General features: G+C 34.7%; 19 protein-coding genes. 9 read left to right on the top strand and 10 right to left on the bottom strand.

Going from position 1 to position 24,194, the window contains the following annotated elements:
* Positions 1 to 35 precede the first annotated feature (35 nt).
* Positions 36 to 2,525 (top strand): hypothetical protein, encoded by a 2,490-nt coding sequence (locus J4T77_RS01550; protein WP_190321242.1) that lies wholly within the window; start codon positions 36 to 38, stop codon positions 2,523 to 2,525.
* Here J4T77_RS01550 and pheT read toward each other — a convergent pair.
* Positions 2,516 to 4,855: a phenylalanine--tRNA ligase subunit beta gene (pheT, locus tag J4T77_RS01545; protein ID WP_010962581.1), complete on the bottom strand. Its 2,340-nt coding sequence runs from the start codon at positions 4,853 to 4,855 to the stop codon at positions 2,516 to 2,518. The two genes, J4T77_RS01550 and pheT, sit on opposite strands and share 10 nt — an antisense overlap.
* Before the next feature lie 112 nt (positions 4,856 to 4,967).
* Positions 4,968 to 5,189, bottom strand: coding sequence for a hypothetical protein (locus J4T77_RS01540; protein ID WP_223823093.1), 222 nt, complete (start codon positions 5,187 to 5,189; stop codon positions 4,968 to 4,970).
* A gap of 297 nt (positions 5,190 to 5,486) precedes the next feature.
* Between J4T77_RS01540 and J4T77_RS01535 the strand changes: the two genes are divergently transcribed.
* Genes J4T77_RS01535 through J4T77_RS01510 form a run of 6 tightly spaced genes read left to right on the top strand, consistent with a single transcriptional unit; the run spans position 5,487 to position 10,081 of the window.
* Positions 5,487 to 6,212 carry a F0F1 ATP synthase subunit A gene (locus J4T77_RS01535; RefSeq protein WP_022626288.1) on the top strand — a complete coding sequence of 242 codons (726 nt, stop codon included), beginning with the start codon at positions 5,487 to 5,489 and terminating at the stop codon, positions 6,210 to 6,212.
* A 59-nt stretch (positions 6,213 to 6,271) separates the two neighbouring features.
* Positions 6,272 to 6,499, top strand: a complete 228-nt coding sequence (locus tag J4T77_RS01530; RefSeq protein ID WP_006014985.1) for a F0F1 ATP synthase subunit C — start codon at positions 6,272 to 6,274, stop codon at positions 6,497 to 6,499.
* A gap of 3 nt (positions 6,500 to 6,502) precedes the next feature.
* Complete coding sequence (locus J4T77_RS01525) at positions 6,503 to 6,982, top strand: F0F1 ATP synthase subunit B family protein (protein ID WP_190321243.1); 480 nt, start codon at positions 6,503 to 6,505, stop codon at positions 6,980 to 6,982.
* A gap of 8 nt (positions 6,983 to 6,990) precedes the next feature.
* Positions 6,991 to 7,467 carry a F0F1 ATP synthase subunit B family protein gene (locus J4T77_RS01520; protein WP_070356812.1) on the top strand — a complete coding sequence of 159 codons (477 nt, stop codon included), beginning with the start codon at positions 6,991 to 6,993 and terminating at the stop codon, positions 7,465 to 7,467.
* 5 nt (positions 7,468 to 7,472) lie between these two features.
* Positions 7,473 to 9,071, top strand: a complete 1,599-nt coding sequence (locus tag J4T77_RS01515; RefSeq protein WP_038198745.1) for a glycosyltransferase family 2 protein — start codon at positions 7,473 to 7,475, stop codon at positions 9,069 to 9,071.
* Positions 9,053 to 10,081 (top strand): COX15/CtaA family protein, encoded by a 1,029-nt coding sequence (locus tag J4T77_RS01510; protein WP_038198748.1) that lies wholly within the window; start codon positions 9,053 to 9,055, stop codon positions 10,079 to 10,081. The genes J4T77_RS01515 and J4T77_RS01510 overlap by 19 nt, the downstream gene beginning before the upstream one ends.
* On the opposite strand, the gene J4T77_RS01505 is transcribed toward J4T77_RS01510, so the two are convergent.
* Both J4T77_RS01505 and J4T77_RS01500 read right to left on the bottom strand, forming a co-directional pair.
* Complete coding sequence (locus J4T77_RS01505; RefSeq protein ID WP_070356813.1) at positions 10,030 to 12,105, bottom strand: acetyl-CoA carboxylase biotin carboxylase subunit; 2,076 nt, start codon at positions 12,103 to 12,105, stop codon at positions 10,030 to 10,032. The two genes, J4T77_RS01510 and J4T77_RS01505, sit on opposite strands and share 52 nt — an antisense overlap.
* A 119-nt stretch (positions 12,106 to 12,224) precedes the next feature.
* Entirely contained in the window at positions 12,225 to 12,935 is a 711-nt protein-coding gene (locus J4T77_RS01500; RefSeq protein WP_190321244.1) for an ankyrin repeat domain-containing protein, read from the bottom strand.
* A gap of 149 nt (positions 12,936 to 13,084) precedes the next feature.
* Here J4T77_RS01500 and gltX point away from each other — a divergent pair, with 149 nt between their 5' ends.
* Positions 13,085 to 14,506 (top strand): glutamate--tRNA ligase, encoded by a 1,422-nt coding sequence (gene gltX / locus J4T77_RS01495; RefSeq protein ID WP_190321245.1) that lies wholly within the window; start codon positions 13,085 to 13,087, stop codon positions 14,504 to 14,506.
* A 745-nt stretch (positions 14,507 to 15,251) separates the two neighbouring features.
* Positions 15,252 to 17,051, top strand: a complete 1,800-nt coding sequence (gene sdhA / locus J4T77_RS01490) for a succinate dehydrogenase flavoprotein subunit (RefSeq protein WP_010962592.1) — start codon at positions 15,252 to 15,254, stop codon at positions 17,049 to 17,051.
* Here sdhA and J4T77_RS01485 read toward each other — a convergent pair.
* The 6 genes from J4T77_RS01485 to ychF form a co-directional block, all read right to left on the bottom strand.
* Complete coding sequence (locus J4T77_RS01485; RefSeq protein ID WP_190321246.1) at positions 17,023 to 18,921, bottom strand: ankyrin repeat domain-containing protein; 1,899 nt, start codon at positions 18,919 to 18,921, stop codon at positions 17,023 to 17,025. The two genes, sdhA and J4T77_RS01485, sit on opposite strands and share 29 nt — an antisense overlap.
* Before the next feature lie 294 nt (positions 18,922 to 19,215).
* Complete coding sequence (gene gmk / locus J4T77_RS01480; RefSeq protein ID WP_022626283.1) at positions 19,216 to 19,821, bottom strand: guanylate kinase; 606 nt, start codon at positions 19,819 to 19,821, stop codon at positions 19,216 to 19,218.
* The gene (locus J4T77_RS01475) at positions 19,805 to 21,610 is read right to left on the bottom strand and encodes a pentapeptide repeat-containing protein (RefSeq protein WP_190321247.1); all 1,806 of its coding nucleotides are present in this window, start codon (positions 21,608 to 21,610) and stop codon (positions 19,805 to 19,807) included. Before J4T77_RS01475 ends, gmk begins: the two co-directional genes overlap by 17 nt.
* Entirely contained in the window at positions 21,603 to 22,796 is a 1,194-nt protein-coding gene (locus J4T77_RS01470) for an ankyrin repeat domain-containing protein (RefSeq protein ID WP_190321248.1), read from the bottom strand. Before J4T77_RS01470 ends, J4T77_RS01475 begins: the two co-directional genes overlap by 8 nt.
* 146 nt (positions 22,797 to 22,942) lie before the next feature.
* Entirely contained in the window at positions 22,943 to 23,071 is a 129-nt protein-coding gene (locus J4T77_RS07345; protein ID WP_348994354.1) for a hypothetical protein, read from the bottom strand.
* On the bottom strand, positions 23,064 to 24,158 hold the full coding sequence (gene ychF / locus J4T77_RS01460; protein WP_010962597.1) for a redox-regulated ATPase YchF: 1,095 nt from the start codon (positions 24,156 to 24,158) through the stop codon (positions 23,064 to 23,066). The genes J4T77_RS07345 and ychF overlap by 8 nt, the downstream gene beginning before the upstream one ends.
* Positions 24,159 to 24,194: the final 36 nt, after the last annotated feature.

Below are 24,194 nucleotides of genomic sequence, written 5' to 3'. Positions count from 1 at the left end.
ATGCTATACTTAAGGTAATTGGATAAGGTTATAATATGAATAAAGCTGTTGCAGATGATTATGAAGAAGTTGTTAACAATAGTGGTGGTTTAGGTAAAGCAGAATCTGTTGTTACTTTGGAGGAGGAAGAAGAGTTTTTTGATGCTATGGAAGCTGTTTCTAATGTAGAAGAAGGGAATAATTTAGGTCTTGCTACTTCAGAAGAGGAAGAAGAATTTTTTGATGCTGTGGAAGAACAAGAGCCGTTAGCTAATTTTAACGTTCCACTCAGTATATTTCATTATAAAGATTATAACTCTGATTTTTTTACTTCCTGGTATAATATATCAAGCGAAATATTTAAGGAAATAAATAGAACTTGCCCAGAAAAGAAAATATTAAATTTAGCTCTGTCAGTTTTAATGCTTCCTTATATTGCTTTTACTGCACTGGGATTAGTCGTATGCAGTAGATTTCAAGCAAACAGCAAGACACAAGACAGTGTAGGGGAAGATAAGACAAAAAAGAGTGAAACTGGCGTGCCAAAAAGATTGGCATATGGTGTTCTTGCTGCAATAGCAATTTTTGTTAATATGGCTGTACTTGTAGCCTTAGTTGTTCCTGCAACAATTGCTTTGGCTACTTTTTATCTTTTAAATAGAGATTTATCTCACTCTTTAGTTACTACTCTTAAAATAAGTATGGGGCAGTATTCTAATAAGCATCAAAATATTGAGGTGTCTTTTCATGAAAAGGAAGTTACTGGACCAAATATTGCGTGGGATATGGAAATAGAATTTCCACCGCAATTTAAACGATTGCTTAGAGATTTGTATGAAAATGAAAATAACAAGTGGTTTGATGTGACGCGGAATTCAGAGCATAGCATCGTACTGAAATTGTCAACTAACATCAATTTAAAAAATGGTCTTAAGCCCTTACGCAATGAAATCAAGGATGTGCTTGCAACTTCTATTCAGGAATTTGCGAAGACTATGGAAGAACTGATAAAGCTAGAAAAGAAAGAGATTACATATGATAAATTGAAGGAATTATTGAACGAATTCAAGTCGAAAGTGGTAGATAGTATAGGTCCTAATTTGACAAGTCACTTAATACAAAGTGCTTATCAAGTTGCCTTTATACAAGCAATTAAGTTTCAGCGAGATAGACGGGGAGAAGATTTTTCGCTGGAAGATGAGATAAAAAATTCTTTAGTGAGACAGGAATTAGAGAGTTTAAGAGGAATAGGTCAAACAAGGTGTAACAATATATATAAGAAATTAAAAGAAATACATGAAAACAGTAGCTTAACAAATGACACCTTAAAAAGGGGGTTAGAAGACCTTTTTAAATTCGAATATGATGATCAAGAGATTGAGCGCAGGCTGATAAAATCAGTAATGAAAAAAGTTCAAGGTAAGTTAAGTCAATCAGATATACCGGATAAGGAGAAGCAAAGCCTAAGGAAGCAGCTTGAAGATTTAGAAAAAAAAGTAAAGGTTCCATCGGATAAGGAAGCTTCAGCTAAAATAAATGACTTTATAGAAAAGATGTATTTAGAAATAAAAAAATATAAAGTGCAAAGGTTACTTCGAGAACAAAAAAAGGGTGTTTTACGTTTATGCAAGAAATTAAGAAAATATGGTGAATCAGGTCTAGCAGAAATAATTGAAGCTTTTCGCGTGCAAGATGAAGGACATTTAGAAAAATCTACATTAGAACAAACACTCAAAGATCAAAATAAGCGTTTACAAGCTGAACAAAATAACAGGGAAAAAGGGCATCCGGGTACAAGATCAATAGAAGTGCTCTTAAAAAGGAATGAAGAAATTCTGAAAGCATTAAAACAGTTAGAATTAGGCAAAAAAGAATTATTGATAAATGAAGAAACAAAAAATGATTATAAAGAAGAACTAACGTCTCGTGAAAAAATAAAATTTGCAGTAATAGAAGATGATTTACTGAAGGTATTCAAGCTTGAAACTTTTGATGAAAAAGAAATCAAGAAGTTATTAGAAAGAGCAGAACTGGAGTACTGTTTAGCAGAAAAACGCATCAAATATCCTGTAATTAAAACAAAAGATAATATCAAACATTTTAGTCAAAATTTATTATCTCCTTTGATAGACAATTTGACAAAAAATATAATAAATAATATACCAGGAAATAGTGAAGGTTGTGTACAGAAAGTTAAGAACTGGAGTAAAGTTATGTTTGGTGCAATAAAGATTGGAGCATCAAATGCTTATAAAGAGACTACAGAGAAAAAAGCGTTAAATGTGGCACATAATACTTATAAAGAAGGAGAGACATTTCTTCAATATTTTCAGTCAAATTATGAAGGTATTGGAGCCTTTTTAGGTAATTTATTTTCTGGTGATGGGGTAACATTTAAAAATGATGTGTGGCCTAAAATAGAAGAGCATTTGCATGGAATGTGGGATAGATTTTCCAAGGATATTGAATTCAATATTGGAAATAAATTGGATGAAGTAAGTGTGACACAGCAACGGCAGGAAACTATGATTGTGACTCAACGATAAGTTCTCAAAGTTCCTCCGGTATTTTCACATACTAAATTAACTATAGCACTTGATTCTTTTTGGATCTCTTTTTCAGTTAAAGTGTGGATTGGAGAGCAAAAAGTAACTGACAACGCTATAGACATCTTATTCGGTTCTATATTATTTCCATGGTATACATCGAATATCAAAACTTCTGTGATGAGCTCTGAGCTTTTTTTTATCACATTGATTATGTTACCTACTTCCACATCCTTATTTACTATAAATGCAAAATCACGTTTTACACTTTGGTATTTATAATCGATAAATTTCTTTCTACTTACAGGTAAATTTTCAATATTTTCTAGTATTACCTCAAAACCTACAACTTTTTGCTTGATATCAAAAAGATCTAATATATTAGGATGCAACTCTCCAAAATAACCTGCTACTTTATTCTTAAAAGAGAGAGTGCCTGACTTTCCTGGGTGGTAATGTTCTTTTTCTGCTTTCTCTATCGTTAAATTATCACAATTAACGTTAAAAAACTCCAAAGCTGCTATGCAATCAGCCTTTGCGTCAAAAACATCTACTTTCCTATCAGTATTATAATGGTTTCGCGGTAAATTATTTCCTGACCTAATTCCACTTAAAACATACTTAGACTGAGCTTCACCATCGTAAATCGGCCCGATTTCGAAGATTGCAAGATCAGATATTCCATGGGCAATATTATCAGCAGTAACTTGCAATAAATTTGGCATAATACTTGGTCTCATTATATTAAAGCTATTGTTAAACGGATTATCGATGATAAATAACTTATTCGAGTAACCAAATTTTTCAGCTGTTGATTCACTCATAAACGACCAGGTTAGCACTTCATGAAACCCTCTGTTTGTCATCAAAATACGCAAATTGTCGTATGTACTATCTACTTCTTCAACATTATTTGGTAGTGGTTCTTCTTTTATTTTGTCATAGCCGTATATCCTTGTTACTTCTTCGATTAGGTCAGCCGGTATTGTCACGTCCGGTCTCCAGCTTGGTACTTGTACATTCCAATTGCCTTCGGTTTTTTTATCAATACTAAACCCTAGTTTCGTTAAGATATCAAGCACCTCATCAGGCGATACAGACACACTTCCAAACTTGTTCACATCCTGATAATCAAAGCTCACCTTGGTGTCAGCACTATCTAAACTGCCAGCAGACACTACGCTTGAGGTTTCTCCACCACATAAGTCCAGAATCATTTTAGCTGCAAGGTTGAGTCCATCAAAAGTAAATTCAGGATCAACTGAACGTGCAAATCTGTAACTAGCGTCTGTGGAGATGCCGAGCTGCCTTGAAGATTTAGTAATAGAGATGGGATCGAACCAAGCAGACTCTAAAAAGATATCAGTAGTTTCAAGAGTACATTCACTGCACTTACCACCTATAATTCCAGCAATTCCATGAATATTTTTATCACCTGCAATAACGCTTATGTCTTTGTTTAATAAGTATTCTTTACCGTTCAAACCAGCAAATTTTTCTCCGTCGTTTGCTTTGCGTACTGTGAGCTCTCCTTCTATTTTTTTTGCATCATACGCGTGCATTGGGCGGCTGAAAGATATCATAATATAGTTCGTGATATCAACTATTGCAGAAATGGAGCGCATTCCTATCGATTCCAGCCTATCTTTTAACCATTTTGGGCTTTCTTGATTTTTTACATTGGCGATGTATATTCCACTAATAAAACTTTCCCCGTCAGTAACTTCAACATCGATTGGTGAATTTATGGAGCTGGTAAGTTGTGGAATGCTTAAAGTCTTTAATGTCCCAATTCCAGTTGCAGCAAGGTCGCGAGCTATTCCATAAATGCCTAAGCAATCTCCACGGTTTGGAGTAACATTTATATCAATTACAGGGTCACAATTGAAAAATTTATCCCCTACTTTATAATCATCGGAAAGCTCGATTATTCCTTCACTTTCCTCTTGAACCAGCGCAAGTTCAGAAGCAGAGCAGAGCATCCCTTCACTTAGCACTCCTCGTATTTTTGTGGGCTTGATTGTGAAATCACTTTCTGGCAATGTGCTACCAAGAGATGCAAGCACAGTTTTCATACCTTCTCTAACATTGTTTGCTCCGCAAACTATTTGTAGAATTTTACTTCCGTCATCTACTTTACATAATTTTAATTTATCAGCATTTGGATGAGGTACGACTTCTAATACCTCTGCAACGATAAACCCAGTCAATCTGGAATTATCGATCACATCTTCTACTTCTAACCCTATGTGAGTTAATTTATCGGTAATTTCTTCTAAACTCGCATTGGTTTCTAAGTACTCTAATAACCAAGATAATGTGAATTTCATGGACCTAAAAAGAAGTGAAAAAGTTATTGTAATATAAAATGTAGTGCTTTTAAAGCTTGTTGTAGTGGAATACTTCTACATCATTGTTTATGATGTAGAAGCTTTTGTAACTTTATATCTTCTTGCGAAGAGAAAGAATTTTTTCTATATCACCTTTTAAATCTATCTCCAGAAAGAATTTAAGACTTTCATAATCCCAGGCATCCTCATCAATGTTACCATCAAAAAAGAAGTGTATTATTGCATTGTTGAGTCCTATGTAATAATCGCGAGTATCTTCGTCAAGGAAACAATCTACTGATTCGATGTATCCGTTACCAAATTCCTGCTCCAAATTCCTGCTCCAAATTCCTGCTCCAAATTTAAAGGATGATTAGTGTTAATAAAATCTATTTCGTTCATTATATACCTCACTAAAAATTAAATTATAATCAAAATAAGATATTAAGTCAAGATATTGAATAATTTAACAAGATTAGTAAATTTTAAAATACAGAGCTGACTGTAATTAACATTCTAATTACATATTTTGTTAATATGTTAATGTTATAATAATACAGAGCCTTATCTTAATTCTTGACTTTGTCCTATAAAATTCATACTTTATTTACTGTTTATAATTCAGATTAAAATGGCACTAAATCCACTGGAACAGTTTAAGGTATATACAATAATAGAGTTACCTAGGTTATTTGGGTATGACGTAAGCTTTACCAATTCATCTTTTTTCACGATGATTTCGGTGATATTGATGATACTCTTTTTGCTTTTTGGAATAAAGAAGGGGTCAGTAATACCAGGATATTTGCAAGCTGCAGTTGAGTATGTATATGATTTTGTTATTTCAATAATAGAAAATAACACTGGAAGCAAAGGCTTGCAGCACATTCCATTGATATTCACAGTATTTATTTTCATTTTATCGTGTAATTTAGTTGGTGTTCTTCCTTATAGTTTCACGGTCACAAGTCATGTGATAGTCACCTTCGCTTTATCGATGGTGGTTTTTATTTATATAACGATTGTTGGATTTAAAGAAAGGGGAGTAGAATTTTTACGCATATTGCTACCAAAAGGAACTCCTTCGTGGCTTGCACCTATAATAATTATTATTAAGTTGTTTGCTTATTTAGTAAGGCCGGTTAGCCTATCAATAAGGCTTGCAGCAAATATGATTGCTGGTCATACAATCATCAAAGTGATAGCAGGGTTTATTGTAAATATGAACATATTTTTCACTCCTGCGCCGTTTTTGTTCATAATTGCATTGATAGGATTTGAAGTATTTGTTGCAATTTTACAAGCTTATATATTTACTATATTAACATGTGTATATTTGTCAGATGCAGTAAAGTAATTGACTTCCTTGTAGAATATTTTACAATTATATTATAAAGAAATAATTAAAGGTAATATATGGATTTAGTAGCTTTAAAATTTATAGCAATTGGTTTAGCTGTGTTTGGAATGCTCGGCGCTGGTTTAGGTATAGCTAATATCTTCTCTGCTATGTTAAATGGGATTGCGAGAAACCCTGAATCAGAAGGTAAAATGAAAAGTTATGTTTATATTGGTGCTGCCATGGTTGAAATCATGGGATTACTTGCGTTTGTACTTGCAATGTTATTAATATTTGCTGCTTAACAGATGCCACAGCTTGATGTTTCAACCTTCTTTTGTCAAGTTTTTTGGTTTTTAATTTTTTTCTCTTCACTTTTTTTCGTAGTAAGTTGTTTATTTTTGCCAAAGTTAGATGAAATAATAAGCACTAGAAGTAAAGAAGTATTGGGTTCTTTTAATAGTTCTGTTCATCTTTTAAGACTTACGGAAGATCAGATTACCAAGTATAACGCAGCTTTAACCCAAGCTAGAATACAGGCAAAAAAAATCATAGATGATGCACTTGCTCAGGTAGAAGAAATGAGAGCTAATGTTAAGAATATATTAGAAGAGGAAGATAAAAAAAAGAGCAAGCTTATTGAAAAAAAAGTGGCAGAATTTAAATCTGAATATACTGATCAGTTAAAACAAATGGCTACTAGTATTGCTTTAATTTATTATACTAAATTGACTAATTCTGAAATTGAAGAGGAATTTATTGCTGACTTGGTGTCCAAAGAATTTTAGGGGTTTTTATGTCTACATCACTGATTATCGGTCTTGCCTTCTTGGTAAGTTTTGTCCTTTCGTATAAATTGCTAAAGAAAGTGATAAAAAATGCGCTTAACAATAAGCGTAACAAAAGCAAATTTTCAAGTGAAGAAACTGAAAAATTCAGGAAAGATATGTTGGAGTATTACAAAAAATCTTCTAAAAAATACAAAGAATTAGATGCAGAAGTTAATAAAATGATGAATGAAGCACTTGATAAAGCTAATAGTATCATTAAGCACAATAGACAGCAGCTAGATCAGACATTAGATGACAATGCCCATTCTAACTTAAAGAAAGTCACTGACCAAGTTGAAAAAGCTCTTGGAGATTTACAGGCTAACACAGCGAGTATAGCTGCTGATGCTGTAAAAAAAATAATGCATGAACGTAAAGATGATAAGCGTAGTAGCGAGGTCATATCTTCATTTTCACGTGACTTAAATAAAAAATTGCATTAGGTTTAATGCCTATACTTCAAGCTGATAATGTAGAAAAAATTAAGTTTGATTCTAGTTTGTGCAAAGAGCAAGAGAAACTTTTTTACTATAAATTTAATATAATTCCTTGGCAAAAATTAAATGATACTACTTTTTTTATGGTTGAAGACACAAGCCGAGATATCAACCGTTGGGTCGAAGCTCATTACGGCATTGACTATGTATTAATAAAAGTGGATAGCGAACAGATTTTAAATCTTCTTAACTCGCACTTTGGTATTTCAGAATTTGCAAGCAACTACTTATATTACAAGAATCCTAATTTTTCAGCTAAAAGCATTAAACTAAGCTCAATATTTTTTGCTTCTTTCTTTATTGTAACTTCAATTTTAACACTAACAGAGAAATATACATATTTTGCTTTGATGTTGATATTTATAATCGGATGTTCTAGTTATTTATTCAAGTTTATAGCTACAGTTTTTAGCTTATGTGAAACCTCTAATCAAAAAGTGGATTATAGTAAGCTGAATGAAGAAGATTTTCCTATATATACTATTTTATTGCCTGCTTTTAAAGAAAGTGCAGTGATAGAGCAATTGATCGAAAGCATTGAAAGTTTGGATTATCCAAAATCAAAATTAGATGTGAAGCTTCAGGTAGAAAGTGATGACCAAGAAACGCTAGCAGCTATAGAAAAGTACACTTTACCGCAGTATTTTGAAGTAATAAAAGTGCCTCATTCTTTGCCTAGAACAAAAGCCAAGTCATGCAATTATGCTATGAGCTTTGCTAGAGGAAAGTATGCAGTAATATATGATGCGGACGATAAACCAGACCCATTGCAGTTAAAAAAAGCACTGATTGAATTTAATAAGGACGACGATAAGCTTGCCTGTGTACAGGCGAAATTAAATTACTACAATTGTGATTATAATTTTCTCACAAAATTCTTTTCTCTGGAGTATATGAACTGGTTTCAATACTTATTGCCTGGATTCCAAAAAATGAACATGCCGATACCTTTGGGTGGTAGCAGTAATCATTTTTCAGTAAAAATTCTAAAAGAAGTGTTTTTCTGGGATGCTTATAGTGTTACCGAAGATGCTGACCTTGGTTTGAGACTTGCGCAAATGGGATATAAAACCAGGATGATTGACTCAGAAACATTGGAAGAGTCACCAATTGCTGTATTTGCTTGGATTAAGCAAAGAGCGCGCTGGATCAAAGGCTATATGCAAACTTATATTGTTCATTTAAAAAATATAAAGTCACTTTATAAACACACTGGATTTAAGGGAATTTTGCTATTGAATCTTTTTGTTGGCTCTGCAGCTTTTATATTTTTTACTACTCCATTTTTACTGCTTTCATTGATATTAACTAAAGTTTTAAATGAATTATTTTTGTACTACTTTGTAGTGGTATACGTTACTAACCTGATTCTTTTGGTAATAGCTGTCAAACAGCAAAAGATGCCTTTTTATTTTTATATAGTATCGATATTTTTTCCGGTCTATAGTCTGCTACATAGTGTTGCAGCTTTTCTTGCCTTATGGGAATTTATTCTTTACCCTGAGCGATGGAACAAAACTCAGCATGGTTTATGGAAGCAAAACCTGTAGCTATTTGGCTTTTTCTCTGCTCGGTCATGGTAATTCTCATGGTAGGGATTGGTGGATTTACCAGACTTTCAAAAGCAGGATTGTCAATCACGGAGTGGAAACCCATTACTGGAACATTACCACCACTGAGTGAACAAGACTGGCTACAAGAAAAATTAAAATACGAAGCTACACCTGAATATAAAGCACTTAACTATGGTATTAGTATGGAGGAGTTTCGCGCTATATACTTAATAGAATATGTACACAGATTGGTTGCAAGACTAACAGGTTTAGTTTTTGTCCTGCCATTTATATATTTTACATTAAGAAGAAAAATATCTAAAAAGGTAGTAATAAAGCTATTTGTGGCATTATTATTTGGAGCTTTACAAGCTTTTGCTGGTTGGTATATGGTAAAAAGCGGCTTGGTAGCCAAGCCTCATGTTAGCCACTATAGGCTCGCACTTCACTTATTATTAGCATTAATTATCTTTGCATTATTTTCATATCAATTTTTTGATTACCAAATCAGGCCAAAGCAAACTAAACTTAAGATTAGTTGTAACACCAAGTACTACGTAGGAATTATTTTAGTTCTGATCATGATACAAATAATTTTCGGCGCATTTGTTGCAGGATTAAATGCTGGTCTAATTTACAATACCTTTCCACTAATGGACGGACAAATCGTTCCAGAAGATTTATTTTTCTTACAGCCTACATGGCTGAATATCTTTGAGAACAGAGCGACAGTGCAATTTATACATCGAGCACTGGCATTGCTAATACTAACTTTGGTAGTAATACTCACAGTAAAAAATGCTAGCATAAAACCGGTATATATTATGCTGCTCTCCGTCGTCATTCAGATCATTTTAGGTGTAATTACTCTATTATTGCACATACCAATAGCCATTGCCATAGCTCATCAAGTGTTTTCATTTATCTTGTTTGGGTCAAGTTTGTACTTCTTATGTTATTTAAGAAAGCAGACTACATCACCAATCTGCACATTTTTTCCTTCTTGAACGGGAATATTTTTTATCACCATTGCTGCTTCAGCACATATGATATTTTCCATTTTCATTGCCTCCACCACAAATAAAGGTTGTCCTATTTCCACCTGATCTCCTACATTTACGTGCAATTTAACTAATAAACCAGATATTGGGGATTTTACAGCATCTGCTGAAATCCCTTCTGTTTCATTATTTAGCATTAACCTACTTAATTCAGCTACATGAGGCTTAAATATACAACACTCAGCTTTCATGCCTGCATGCCTTATGAAGTACTTGCTGCCTTGTCTTTCTATTTTAAGTGCTATATTGGTATCGTCATTAATTGTGATATATAGCAATCTATAACTTGATTTCCACTTGCCTATAACGGAGTATTTATTGTGATTATATACCGTTATTAATATATTATCTTGGTATTTTGCATTTACGGAGTACTCATTGTCATTTATATTCACTATGAATAAATCTCTTGCACGGTCACCTGCCATCCGAGTAGCTGATACTGGTGCCCCTTCTTTTTTACTAGATTCCAGTGTCACGCACTGGAATGACACCTGAGATGTTTCATTCACTGCTTTATGATGGTACCTTTCTTCATTTTCCAAATGAACATATAACGCAGTGAAAATAAATATTTTAATATACTCCTCTGTAACAAAATCGCCGTGAAACCCACTAGGGTAATGATCTGGAATGAATCTCGTATGGAGCTTTGCTGCGATAAAATTTGGGTGATGGAAGATGGATTCTAGAAATTCTATATTATTTGTTACTCCTTCTATATAGCATTCAGACAATGCTTTTTGCATTCTGCTGATCGCTTCTACTCTATCTTTTCCATATGTTATCACTTTGGCAATCATCGAATCATAGAACATGCTAATTTCTGAACCTGCAGCAACTCCATCATCTATTCTTACATAATCATTTTCACCCGGTTTATCGTAATATTTTATTCTTCCGCTGGAAGGGAAAAATTTCTTCGATGGGTCTTCAGCGCAAATTCTACTTTCTATTGCAGAACCAGTAAGTTTAATATCATCCTGATTGAATCTCAATTTCTCTCCACAGGAAGTTCTAATCATTTCTTCTACTATGTCTATTCCAGTTATAAATTCTGTTACTGGATGCTCAACTTGCAATCTCGTATTTACCTCAAGAAAATAGAAGTTTTGGTCTTTATCTACAACAAACTCAACAGTGCCTGCTGAAAAATAGCCAACTTGCTTTGCCAGAGAAACACATTGAACATACATTTTTTGTCTTACTTCTTCACTAATGAATGGACTTGGCGTTTCTTCTATTATTTTCTGATTATTCCTTTGTATCGAGCATTCTCTTTCTCCAAGACAAACTATATTGCCATATTTATCTGCTATGATTTGTATTTCAATATGTCTTGGCAACTCTATATATTTCTCTATAAAGATACTGCCATCCTTAAAACTTTTCTCTGCTTCATTTGTGGCTGATGTAAATGCTAGTTCAATTTCTTTTTTGGAGTTTACAATTCGCATTCCTTTGCCACCACCGCCTGATGCAGCTTTGAGCATAACGGGAAAACCGACCTCTTTAGCAACTTGAGCTGCGTGGGCAGCATCGCTGATCTTACCCATATATCCTGGCACTACATTCACTCCAGCTTTTCTTGCAGCTTCTTTTGCTGTTATTTTGTTGGCTGTAACTTCTATTGTTTCTGCACTGGGACCGATGAAGTCTATATTATGTTTTTGAAGAGCACGTGGAAAATCTGGATTCTCTGCTAAAAAACCATAGCCAGGATGAACTGCCTCAGCACCTGTTTCAACTGCTACTTCACATATTTTTTCAATGTTTAAATAACTGAGGCAAGATGGCGAAGGGCCGATATATCTTGACTCATCTGCTTGTCTTACATGCACAGAATTTACATCTGCATCCGAGTATATGCACACACAAGATATACCCATCTTATGGGCAGTTCTGATAATCCTGCAGGCAATCTCTCCTCTGTTTGCTATTAAAATCTTACTGTACTTCTTTTCTATCATCGTATGAGTATACTTTCTGAAGTTAAGAAAGTAAATTTCTATATCATTGCCTGCAAGTAATTTCTAGCTTCATCAAACACCTAAACTTTCTCCTGCAAGTTGTACATTAGCATTTTCCACTAAAAAGTGCTTTCGTTATGCAAGGCATGTATCTCGCTACATGCTTTAACTGACAGGTATGTGACTCCGCCAGAAGCTATTGCAACCATCGAGCTTAGTGCAAAAGATTGAGAAACTAAAAATAAAAAGTATAAAGACAAACATAAAGCAGCGATACATGCTATCGCTCCTATTATATATAAGCACAGGTGAAACTTCTGGTTACATATAAAGCTGTCTTTTATGCCTGCGATTTGCTTAATTTCTTTCTGTTGTGCAGCATTTAAGTAATAAAGAGGAGTTTCCCTCTTCTTATTAAAAGCATAGCCTTTACTGCAGAGCGCATCTTTAATATATTTTTTATTACATTTGAGTTCCTCTTTCAATCTGCTTACTTCTTTCCGATCTCCAGCTTCTTCTGCTTTCGTAATTTTGTTATTAGCTTCCTTCTCTAAGTCATTCACAATCTCTTGTACTGCAGGCAGCAAAATTCCACTTCTTGCTGCTTCATGAAATGGATTATTTCCATATTCATTATGCGCAGTTACAGAAGCAATGTTCTTCTTACAAATGTCTACAAATTTACCTTTGTTTTGTATTCTTGCAGCTAAATGCAGGAGATTACCTGCCTGTACTCTTTGTTTTGTTTTATCAAAAGGGCCGGTGTAACGCCAATTGATATTAGCTTCATTATCTGAAAGCAATTTTGCTATATCTACAAGTCCATCCATAACTCACCTCGCTATATTCAACCAATACTAAATTATACAACACAATTTATGAAAAATAAGTAAATTTTATCTCTCAGAACAAATAAATTCTAAATTGTTACAAACATAAATTTTAGCTATCATCATTTACATTACTGTAACAGACAAATATGCCAGGTATAGTCACGAGATTTGCTCCATCACCAACAGGATTTTTGCACATTGGAGGAGCTCGTACTGCGTTATTTAATTGGCTCTATGCAAAGCATCATGGTGGCAGGTTTTTGCTAAGAATTGAGGACACCGACAGAAAACGTTCAACACAAGAAGCAATTGATGCAATTATAGAAGGGCTAAGATGGCTCGGTATGAGCTATGATGGGGAAATAGTATATCAGTCAAAAAGAATAGAGCGGCATAAAGAAGTAGCAAACCTTTTAGTTGAAAAGGGTAGGGCGTATCACTGTTACTGCCCTGAAGATGAAGTTGCAGAAAAGAAGGCAAAAGCAAGAGAAGAGGGCAAGATATACAAGCATAAATGTACTACAAAACCTCCTTCTTGTCATCCAAGTAGCCGACACTGGAAAAATATGTGGTCACGCGCTGGAATGACATCGGGTGTGAGGTCAGTTGTCCGCTTTAAAGTGCCAGATTCGCAAGAGATCGTCATTGATGACAAAATATACGGCCAAATCAAAGTAAATAGCGACCAGCTTGATGATATAGTGATCTTACGCTCTGATAACACTCCAACATATATTTTTGCTGTGGTAGTTGACGATCATGATGCTGGAATAACTGATATAATACGTGGTTCTGACCATCTCACTAATACCTTTAAACATCTGCTAATATACCAGGCTCTTGATTTTGACATTCCACGCTTTGCACATGTGCCGCTTATCCATGGGGAAGATGGGAATAAGCTATCCAAAAGGCATGGTGCCACAAGCGTTTGCGATTATGAAAAGATGGGAATATTGCCAAAAGCGATGCGTAATTACTTGCTGAGACTTAGCTGGAGTCACGGCAACGATGAGATTATTAGCGATGAGCAAGCAATAGAGTGGTTTAATTTAGAAAGTATTGGTCGTTCATCTGCACGGCTCGATTTCAAAAAACTGGAGCATTTGAATAACCACTATATTAGTAATATGAGCAATGAAGATATTCTGACTCTAATGCTTAGAGAAAATACTCTAACTGATAAAAAAAAGGGCTATTTACTGCAGGGACTGACAGAGCTAAAAAAAAGAGCAAACTACCTGACCGAATTATTGGATTTAGCAAAATTTTATATTCAAGATCCGCCACTTGATTTAAGTGAAGAGGCTGAGCAAATTGTCAAATCTAACCTCGATATAATCAAGTTACTTGCGTCATTTCTGTCAAAGATCGGTGATGAAAATTGGAATAAGGGTTTTTTATCTTCTCAGATCAAGGAATGTGCAAAATTGCACGATATGAAAATAAGCGATGTATACCACTCATTACGCGCCCCTATAACTGGAGTAATGGATGCACCTGGAATCATTGATATCATGGTGATTCTTGGTAAAGATGAGTGTATAAGAAGGTTACAAGCAATTTAAATGAAATAAGAAAATTTCTTGACAAACTCCGCCAGCCCCCTTATCATAAAATTGAAGCTATTGTATTTGCTTTCGCCAATCTGCAGATTAAAAGGTAAGGATTACTTAATGTATCGGCGTCTCATGTTCAATTTTTTGCAGTATATAGATACTGTATGTCTTTACAAAACTTCATCTACATCTAGATTTTTATCTAAATAAGCTGAACGCGCTTATAAAGCGTTACAAGACATCAAAAAATGCCAATACTCGACAGAGATAGTAAAAGACTAGCTAACTCGGGGATTCTTTGTCTTTTTTTCTGCTTAGTAAACTTCTTAAACATTTGCAGCGTAAGTTAGTTGCAATTAAAAGCAGCTTAATCTTGCTTGTCAAGCGTTTAAAACATAAAAAACGCCAATATTTTAAAGCAGATAATAACCCCAGGGCTTCTTTTGCCTTTTTTTTCATTTGGTAAATTTCTTAATGTTTATAGCTAAACGACAATCGTCATCCCGCTGCTTGTTAGCGGGATCTAGAGATACCGCGAATGAATCGCGGTATGACGGTTCGTGGCGGCATGACAATAAGCTCGTCATCCCGCTACGTGTTAGTGGCTGAGATACTGCGGCGGTATGACGTAGGATTGCTGTCATCCCGCTACTTGTTAGCGCCGCGGCGGCATGACGTCTTAACTATAGAAAACTTGTATAGATTTTTTCTACTTCTGTGATATCATAAGCCTGTAATGATAAAATAAGTAAATATGGATAAGTCAGCGTATGAGATCATAGAACATGAGTATGACGTGGTAGTAGTAGGTGCAGGTGGAGCAGGGCTCAGAGCAACGCTTGGGATGGCTGCAACTAATTTTTCAGTTGCCTGCATTTCTAAAATTTTCCCTACACGAAGTCATACAGTTGCAGCACAAGGCGGAATTAGTGCAGCTTTAGGTAATATCGGTGAAGACGATTGGCGCTGGCATGCATATGACACAATAAAAGGTTCAGACTGGCTTGGTGATCAAGATGCAATAGAATATATGTGTAAAAACGCTGCTAAAGCTGTTATTGAACTTGAAAATTTTGGCGTACCTTTTTCTCGTACAGAAGATGGCAAAATATACCAGCGTTCCTTTGGTGGAATGACAACTCACTTTGGTAAAGGAAAATCAGCGCAGCGCACTTGTGCGGCAGCAGATAAGACTGGGCACGCAATCCTTCACACTCTATATCAGCAGTGTCTTAAATTCAACGCTGAATTTTTTGTTGAATACTTTGTGATTGATTTAATTATGGATAGCGAAACATGCTGCGGAGTTCTTGCTTGGTCGCTATGCGACGGCACATTACATAGATTTCGTGCGCATAGAGTGGTGCTAGCAACAGGTGGATATGGACGTGTTTATTTCTCTGCAACAAGTGCGCATACCTGCACAGGTGATGGTAATGGCATGGTAGTAAGGGCTGGATTACCACTTGAAGATATGGAATTTGTACAATTTCATCCAACAGGAATATATGGCTCAGGGTGCTTGATGACAGAAGGATGCCGTGGTGAAGGGGGGTACCTCGTTAATTCTCAGGGCGAGAAGTTTATGGAACGTTACGCACCAAAAGCAAAAGATTTAGCTTCCCGTGATGTGGTAAGTCGCGCAATAACAATTGAAATTAGAGAGGGAAGGGGGGTTGGACCAAAAAAAGATCATATGTATTTAACTATAGCGCATCTTGATCCGGAAGTAATAAAACTCAGATTGCCGGGCATCAGCGAAACCGCAAGAACTTTTGCTGGAGTTGATGTCACTAAAGATCCAATACCGGTCATTCCGACTGTTCACTATAACATGGGTGGCATTCCAACCAATTATTATGGAGAAGTGATCACGCTGAAGCAAGGTAAGGAAGAGGTAGTAGATGGACTATTTGCAATTGGAGAAGCTGCGTGTGTCTCTGTGCACGGTGCAAATCGACTTGGCTCTAACTCGCTTCTTGATCTTGTGGTTTTTGGTAGAGCTGCAGCGCTCAGAGCAAAAGAGAAGCTAAAGTCCGGTACACCACATAAAAAATTGCATTCAGACTGCACAGACTGGATAGTAGATAGATTTAATAAAATGCGATTTGCTTCCGGTGGGCTAAAAGTAGCAAAAATACGCGGTGAAATGCAGAACACTATGCAAAAATACGCATCAGTTTTCCGTGTTGCTGAAGTTTTAGAAGAAGGCAAAAAAGCTATAAAAAAGGTAGCAAAAATGATGCCTGATATTTCACTTGAGGATCGCAGTATGATGTGGAACAGTGATTTAGTTGAAGCGCTGGAGCTTGCTAACATGATCCCACAAGCGGTTATTACCATGGAATGCGCAGCTAATCGCGAGGAAAGCAGAGGTGCACATGCTCGTGAAGACTTTCCTGAACGTGATGACAAAAACTGGATGAAGCACACTATAGCGTGGCTTGAAGAAAAGAAAGGGCAAATTAACGTAAAAATTGATTATAAAAAAGTGGCTGAAAAAACTCTGAGCGGTGAGATTGATTTCATAGCGCCAGAGAAGAGGGTTTATTAGTCAGCCCATCTAGCTTATTCATGAATTGACGTAGTATTGATACATCGCTCATTTTAGTAGCTGGGTTTTCTGTATGCTCTGATTGATCTGATGCTCTAGCATTAAGAGCATTTTCTAACTTTAAGTAAATAGGGTAACACATTGCACAAACCGCTATGGTCACCGATAAAGCGGCTGCAGCTATCATGTTTCCTGCTAAAGCACTAAATACTGTTGCAAAAATTAAACCTCCGAGTATCCATTTTACTGGAAGACTTATATTCTTACGAGCATTCTTCTTAGAAAAATGCTCTTCAAGTTCTTCTTGTGTTTCTGGGTCAGGGCTAACACCTGTTATATCTTTGATTCTTTTTGTAGTCTGATAATATTTTTGCTTACGATGCTCTTTAGGTATTGTTATATGGTCACTTTTATTCTCAGCACCATTTTGTAACAATTCTGCACAAAATTCAGCAGTATAATAATGTTTTGTGGGCCTTGATCTAACCCACCTAGAAAAGTCTTTTAACTTACTAGGTATCTTCTCTGTTTGTCTAATTAAAGCAACTTGCGCTGGATATTTATCATCTTTATTTTGAGCGTTTATAGCCTTATGCAATTTTTCTGAAGATATTACTCCTTTTTTTTCAAAATCTAATATTAACTTCAAATATTTGATTTTATATTCTCCTTTAAGTAAAGCAATGTGGTGTAAGGCATTATTTTTATTTGCACCTTCAAGGCTAATGTTCGCCCCCTCTTGCAATAGTTCTTTAAAAAGTTCTTTATCATTATTTTTAATTGCTAAATGTAACGGATAATCACTATTACTATTTGGAGTGTTTACAGTATGTGCCACAATTTCTTTAACTTTTGCTTCTGTCTTGATTTTTATTTCCTGCTTTAGCTCAGCCTTTTTAGCTAATTTCTTTAAAAATTTACAATAGTATTCATTTTGCCCCTTAGACAATTTTTTTAAGCTTTCCTCAGGTAATTCTAACTGATCATGGCTGGCTCCATGCTCTAACAATTTTGTAAGAAACTTAAGTATGTTATCGTTATCTTGGATTGTGTGAGACTCATGTTTTTCTTTTGTTATCTTGTTAATTAGTGCCACCTGAAGAGGGGTTTGATTTTCACTATTAATGAGTTGTGCTAGATCTTTCTTGGTGACCGTTTTTATTAGAATACCTAGAAACTTGCGTTTCTGTTTCTTTTCCAACGATACGATAAGGTGTAAAATATTGTTTCCTTTTTCATTTTTTATGCTGCTAATATCCGTACAATCTTTTAGATATTTTTCAAATTTCCTGTTATTTCCATTTTTGATCGCTTTTAGTAATAGAGCATTGCTATTTGTTATTTCGTTGCTTTTCTCTACTTCTTGATCTTCATTTGCTGTATTAGGATTACTGATTGAATGTTTCTCATAATCATCACCAGCATCGCTACTGTAGTCACTTTCAATTCCACTGTCCCTACGATCATTTTGGTTACAATATTTGCTATTATAAGTAATTTCTGAAATTGCTTGCTTTACTCGCTCTTTTGTTTCATTTGATATTTTTTTCGATCGTTCTATTGCTTTATCTAGCACTGGAAGGAAGCATTGGACATAATACCTATAATATTTTTCTTGTTCTCTAAGTGATTCTTCTAATTTAGTTAATACTTCAGGACTAGCATCTTTTTCAAATAACCTTTTACACTTCTTGAGGGTTCCATCTTGACCTCTTGGTTTTTCACGCTTGTGTTCTTCTTTTTTTACCTTTCTCTCTATAATGCCATACAATTGCTCGTCTTTTCTATCCTGCTCTTGCTTTTTATTTTTATCTATGCATTCACCTAATTTATCTGCATTAGTAGTTAGTGCAGTTATATCTATACCCATACTAAAACCTCAATATTAAAAGCTATTTAAGTTGTCAGCACTAAACTAACAACCAAGAAGTTTGACTTTTAAATTGAGCTAAACGTTGTATATGTGATCAAAATATAGGTGAAAAGGCAGAAAATTAATTTCTGTGAGAAATTTTGCCGTCATAGTTAAACCTCACTTGAACAGTTGCTACTATTTTAACCATTTAATCTTAAAAAATAATAAATATAGCTAAACTGTGAAATGTGCTATTGGCTAAAATAGGATAAGAAACTATAGCTGCAAATATCCAAATTGATGTTTTTATCAGTCTTCCAGACTTGGTTTTTCTTTTAGTTTTTTAAGTCTTTCTTTATTTAGTATGGAGCTTATCTCTTCTACACTTTTATCAATATCATCATTGATTATTACATAATCATATTTATCACGTTTGCTTATCTCTTTTTGAGCTTCGGCTAATCTGCGCTCTATTTCGCTTGCATCATCACTATTACGCTTTTGCAAACGCAACCTAAGCTCTTCCATTGAAGGGGGAAGTATAAAAACACTCACAACTTTTTTTCTCATGAGCTTGAATAAGTGAAATGCTCCTTGCCAGTCTATGCTGAGTAAAACGCTTATTCCACTGCTCAGGTTTTGCTCTATAAAATCTCTTGGTATACCATAAAAATTCTCAAAAACTTTGGCGTATTCAAGCATTTGGCCAGCTTTGCATAGCTCGTGAAATTTTTCTTCGGTAACGAAAAAATAGTCTTTTCCATTTATTTCGCCGGGGCGAGGCTTGCGTGTAGTCATAGAAACAGACCTAACTAAATTAGTTGATTGCTCAAGTAATTTTGCTGATATAGTAGTTTTTCCAGCTCCAGAAGGGGAGGATAGAACCAATAATACGCCCTCACTTTTTACGGTCATTTTTCTTTGCATTTTTTAACATGGTGCTTTTTGGATCAGAGTTTAAAAAGCTAGAACCTTCTAAATTAGAATTTGATAAGTTGGTGCCAATGAGAGAAGAGTTATCAAAGACAGTATAGCGCAAATCGGTTTTTTCAAAATTTGCCTTATTCAAATTAACGTTTACAAACTTTGCTCTACTCAATGTTGAATTAGAAAAATCGGCATTTTCTAAATTCATATTCTTAAATTCAAAGTAAGAATAATTTACATTAAATTTTTCACCCTGTGATATTTTCTCTTGCAAATCTCCAATTGAAGTTATAGCATTTTCTAACCCTGCAAGTTTTTTCTGTCCTTGATTGTCAATCAAAATCGAATTATCAAACTTGCAATCTGTTAAATGAACATCAGCAACTGAACTTTTATATATGCTTGAAGAGTGAAAAGACATATCACTAATTGTTGAATTACTCAAATTGCTAAGAAAAAAACTAGTTTTCCTAAAGGCATTAGCGTGAAGCAAAGAAGATCTGAAATCGCTTTCAATAAAATTTGAATTAGTTACTTTTAAATTGGACCAACTCGAATTATCAGCTAATAAATTAAAGAATGTTGAATTTTCTATTTCACTGGAATCAATATTATGGCGAGAAAGTGTACTGTTATAAACTTGAGAGTCTTGGATTTTTATCTTATACATTGAAGTTGTAGAAAGGTCTGAATCTTCTATCTTCACATAGGTGAATAGTGAATGGTCAAAAAATGAGCCATTCATGTTAGAATTTGCAACTTTAGTATTATGAAACTTTCCGTGACGAATGTCAGCATTAGAGACATTAACTTGATGCAGTTCACTAAAACTAAAATCAATATTGGATAAATCAGCATCATGAAGATTTGCTTCAGAAACATATGCATGTTTTATCTTGGAACCATTTAGTATAGATTGAACAAAACTTGAATTATCGTCATTCACATAGGAAATTTGTGTGTTGCTTAAATCAGTTTCGTCGAAGTTACTGTTAATTATGATAGAAGAATTAAGGCAAGCATCGGAAAGATTGCTACCTGTAAAGTCTGATTCTTTTAACTCTGCACCATATATGTTAGCATTTTTTAATGAAGAAAATTGTATCTTTAATTTATATGCATCCACTCCAAAGAAACTTGCATTATCAAGGTTGTTTTTCTGCATAACAGTATCGTTTATTTCACTATCACTAAAATTTACGTGGCTAACATTCGAGTTTGATAAGTTGGAGAAATTCATTTTCACATTCGAGAAATTAGTATGCAAACCAATTACGTTGTGCATACTTACTTTTTTGAGATCGGAACTGATAAAATCAGCATAACTAACATTAGACTGATCAAATACGATATCTGTTAAGTTTGCAGAAACAAATTTTGTAAAACTCAAATTTGTACCTTTTATTTTAATGCCATGTAAATTAGCATTGGAAAAATTAGCACCACGTAAATCAACATCAATGAAAGACACATCGGATAAATCGGTGTTAGAAAAATCAGCACCAATCAGACTTACTCCATCAAAAACAGATTTACTTAGGTACAGTTGGTTAAAATTAGCTCCATTTAAGTTAGAACCAAAACCTTTCTTAAAATCTTCTGGCACGCCCTCTTTGTGGCACTGCACCAAAAATTCAGCAAAGTCTTTTTTACTGTAAGATGCGTATTTTGCATCACGCAAAGCGTTTAAAAAATCACTAATCTGATTTTTTTCATCATTTGTTTCGTTTCCATAACATAAATGACCAACTAAAATTAATATCAAAAATCTAATCATCTTGCTTATCGCACTGTATTTCTTTCGTTTTCACAGCCCAATCGTACATTGCTGAGCTTTCTTTATTGTCTATTTTTCTATCCTCCAAAAGATGTGGCATCATTTCGGCAATCGCATTTATTATATTGATCTGCTTTTTTTCGATTGCTATATCAATTGGGGATTGAAAATTATTGTTAACTACTCTAAGATCAGCACCTTGTAATAAGAGAAAGCGCACTATGTCTACCTCACCTTGTTTAACTGAATAAATGAGAGGAGTATCACCCAATTTATTTCTAAACCTTAGTATCTCTTGAATTGTTAATCCAATTTTTTCTAGCTTACTTATTACTCCTCTTAAGCAAGTTAAGTTGTTCTTCTTAATGCAGTAAAAAAATTGCTTACTGTAATCATCAATAAACACAGTTGTAGGAAGATGCTCATTAAGGCTATCATATTGTCGTTTATATATTGACTTGCTTTGTATGTCTTTATGACCCCATTCTTTTATTGGTTCTCTGTTTAGCTTTGTCCATTTTTGTAAACTTTTCTTTTCACTTTGCTCTTCTTCATCTTTTTTAGTTATAGATTTTACTCTATTGCGGTCCTTGGAATTACTGTTTGTTTCTTTCACTTTTTTTTCTTCAGACTGATTCTCTACTTTTTCTTTTTTTCCCTCTAATAATTGACTCGCATCACTTTTTGAAAGTTCATTATCTTTTATATCAATCTTCTGATCAGCTTGTAGATTTTTTTGCGGGTTAGCTGTATTCTCATTTAAATCAGCACTTAAAGGCAAAGGCTCTGGTTTCAAATCTTTATTCACTTCTTTATTGGCCACATTTGGTAAATTTTGAGCAAATTTGTCTGTGCTTCCTTCTAGCTGGTCATTTGGCAAATCTTTATCAATCCTTTCACCTTCACTTATAGTTTTTTCAACCACGAAAGCTTTGTTCTCGTTGTGTTGCAGTTTCTCTTTATCGGTAGTGCCGTCTAATCTTTTGCTCTCAGCCTCTTGTGTTTGTTTAGCATCGACGTTGCTTTTTAACTCATCTTTTTGATTTGTGCTATCTTGCTTCCTTACACCTACATTTTCGTTTTTATGAACTGATTCAATTTTCTTTTCTTCAAGCTGCTCTACGGCAAACAGGATGGGTGATCCGAATACGACAGCTAATAATATAAAATATAAAATATTCTTCATAAATATCCCAAGCATAAGCTTAATTAAAATGATACTATAATCAAATGATTAATCTACAGTAAAAAATGCCTTAGGATTTAATTTATAAAAAAACAATAGATTTTTTGTATCTGTTCAGGGGCATCGCAAATATTGAAGCAAAGTGGTCAGTGCTTACTGTACGAACATTGTGGTTTGAGAGCAATCTCCGCTAGGGAGGATGTCATCCCAGTGCCCAGACACTGGGATCCAGAAAACTTAACTTTAAATAAGTGGCTGCATAATAAACTACACATTAAACCTAAAGTGCATTATATCGCCATCTTGCACGATATAATCTCTGCCTTCAAAGCGAATTTTTCCTGCGTCTTTGCAAGCTGATTCACTTCCATACTTTATGTAGTCTGCAAAGCTTATTGTCTCTGCTTTTATAAAGCCTTTCTCAAAATCAGTGTGGATTACACCTGCTGCTTTATCGGCTGTTGACCCTATTTTTACTGGCCATGCACGTGCTTCTTTGGGGCCCACAGTAAAGAAAGTTATCATACTCAGCACTTCATACATAATACGCGCTACTCCATCAAGGCCTGATTCTTGTAAGCCAAATTCTGATAAAAAACTCTGTTTTTCCTCTTCACTATCAAGATTTGCAATATCTGCTTCGAGTTTTGCTGAAATGCAATAAAATTTGCTTTTATTTTCCTCCGCCATCCTCTCTACCTTTTTAGATAATTCATTGCCAGTTATAACATTTGTATCTTCAACATTGCAAACGTACATAACGGGCTTTGTTGTCAGCAATTGAAGCAACTTCATCTCATCTTCATTGATATTCTCCAAACTTCTTGCAGGTTTACCTAATTTTAAAGTAGCTAATACCTCTTGCATTAATTCAAGTTGTCTCTTTAGCTCTTTATCACCTTGCTTTGCTTTCTTTTCCAATTGAGGAAGCCTTTTTTCTATGCTATCAATATCAGCTAGGATTAATTCCATTTCTACCACTTCAGCATCTGATATTGGATCTATTTTACTGTGTATATGGCTGATATCGTCATCCGTAAAGCACCTGAGCAGATGAACGATGGCATCAACTTCTCTGATATGGCTTAAAAATTTATTGCCAAGCCCTTCGCCTTTGCTCGCACCCTTTACCAGACCTGCAATATCTACAACTTCTAATTGGTTGTAGATTACCTTCTCTGAGCCTGCAATTGCTGCGATTTGTTTCAAACGTTGATCTTTTATCGAAATCTTGCCTATATTTGGCTCGATTGTGCAAAAAGGATAATTTGCAGCTTCGGCTGCACTTGACTCTGTAAGCGCATTAAATAAGGTTGATTTTCCTATGTTTGGTAACCCAACTATACCGCAGTTAAAACTCATATTTGCTATGTAAAATTATAACTATTGCATAATTTA

The sequence above is a fragment of the Wolbachia endosymbiont of Drosophila innubila genome, assembly GCF_021378375.1.
Lineage (GTDB): Bacteria > Pseudomonadota > Alphaproteobacteria > Rickettsiales > Anaplasmataceae > Wolbachia > Wolbachia pipientis.
This window is presented reverse-complemented; position numbering and strand designations above follow the sequence as displayed.

Coding starts and splice junctions, on each gene's coding strand:
- sdhA (WP_010962592.1), top strand. CDS start 15,252: ATGGATAAGTCAGCGTATGAGATCATAGAACATGAGTATGACGTGGTA.
- J4T77_RS01535 (WP_022626288.1), top strand. CDS start 5,487: ATGGCACTAAATCCACTGGAACAGTTTAAGGTATATACAATAATAGAG.
- J4T77_RS07345 (WP_348994354.1), bottom strand. CDS start 23,071: ATGTGTAGTTTATTATGCAGCCACTTATTTAAAGTTAAGTTTTCTGGA.
- J4T77_RS01525 (WP_190321243.1), top strand. CDS start 6,503: ATGCCACAGCTTGATGTTTCAACCTTCTTTTGTCAAGTTTTTTGGTTT.
- J4T77_RS01530 (WP_006014985.1), top strand. CDS start 6,272: ATGGATTTAGTAGCTTTAAAATTTATAGCAATTGGTTTAGCTGTGTTT.
- pheT (WP_010962581.1), bottom strand. CDS start 4,855: ATGAAATTCACATTATCTTGGTTATTAGAGTACTTAGAAACCAATGCG.
- J4T77_RS01485 (WP_190321246.1), bottom strand. CDS start 18,921: ATGGGTATAGATATAACTGCACTAACTACTAATGCAGATAAATTAGGT.
- gltX (WP_190321245.1), top strand. CDS start 13,085: ATGCCAGGTATAGTCACGAGATTTGCTCCATCACCAACAGGATTTTTG.
- J4T77_RS01550 (WP_190321242.1), top strand. CDS start 36: ATGAATAAAGCTGTTGCAGATGATTATGAAGAAGTTGTTAACAATAGT.
- J4T77_RS01475 (WP_190321247.1), bottom strand. CDS start 21,610: ATGATTAGATTTTTGATATTAATTTTAGTTGGTCATTTATGTTATGGA.
- J4T77_RS01470 (WP_190321248.1), bottom strand. CDS start 22,796: ATGAAGAATATTTTATATTTTATATTATTAGCTGTCGTATTCGGATCA.
- gmk (WP_022626283.1), bottom strand. CDS start 19,821: ATGACCGTAAAAAGTGAGGGCGTATTATTGGTTCTATCCTCCCCTTCT.
- J4T77_RS01510 (WP_038198748.1), top strand. CDS start 9,053: ATGGAAGCAAAACCTGTAGCTATTTGGCTTTTTCTCTGCTCGGTCATG.
- ychF (WP_010962597.1), bottom strand. CDS start 24,158: ATGAGTTTTAACTGCGGTATAGTTGGGTTACCAAACATAGGAAAATCA.
- J4T77_RS01520 (WP_070356812.1), top strand. CDS start 6,991: ATGTCTACATCACTGATTATCGGTCTTGCCTTCTTGGTAAGTTTTGTC.
- J4T77_RS01505 (WP_070356813.1), bottom strand. CDS start 12,105: ATGATAGAAAAGAAGTACAGTAAGATTTTAATAGCAAACAGAGGAGAG.
- J4T77_RS01515 (WP_038198745.1), top strand. CDS start 7,473: ATGCCTATACTTCAAGCTGATAATGTAGAAAAAATTAAGTTTGATTCT.
- J4T77_RS01500 (WP_190321244.1), bottom strand. CDS start 12,935: ATGGATGGACTTGTAGATATAGCAAAATTGCTTTCAGATAATGAAGCT.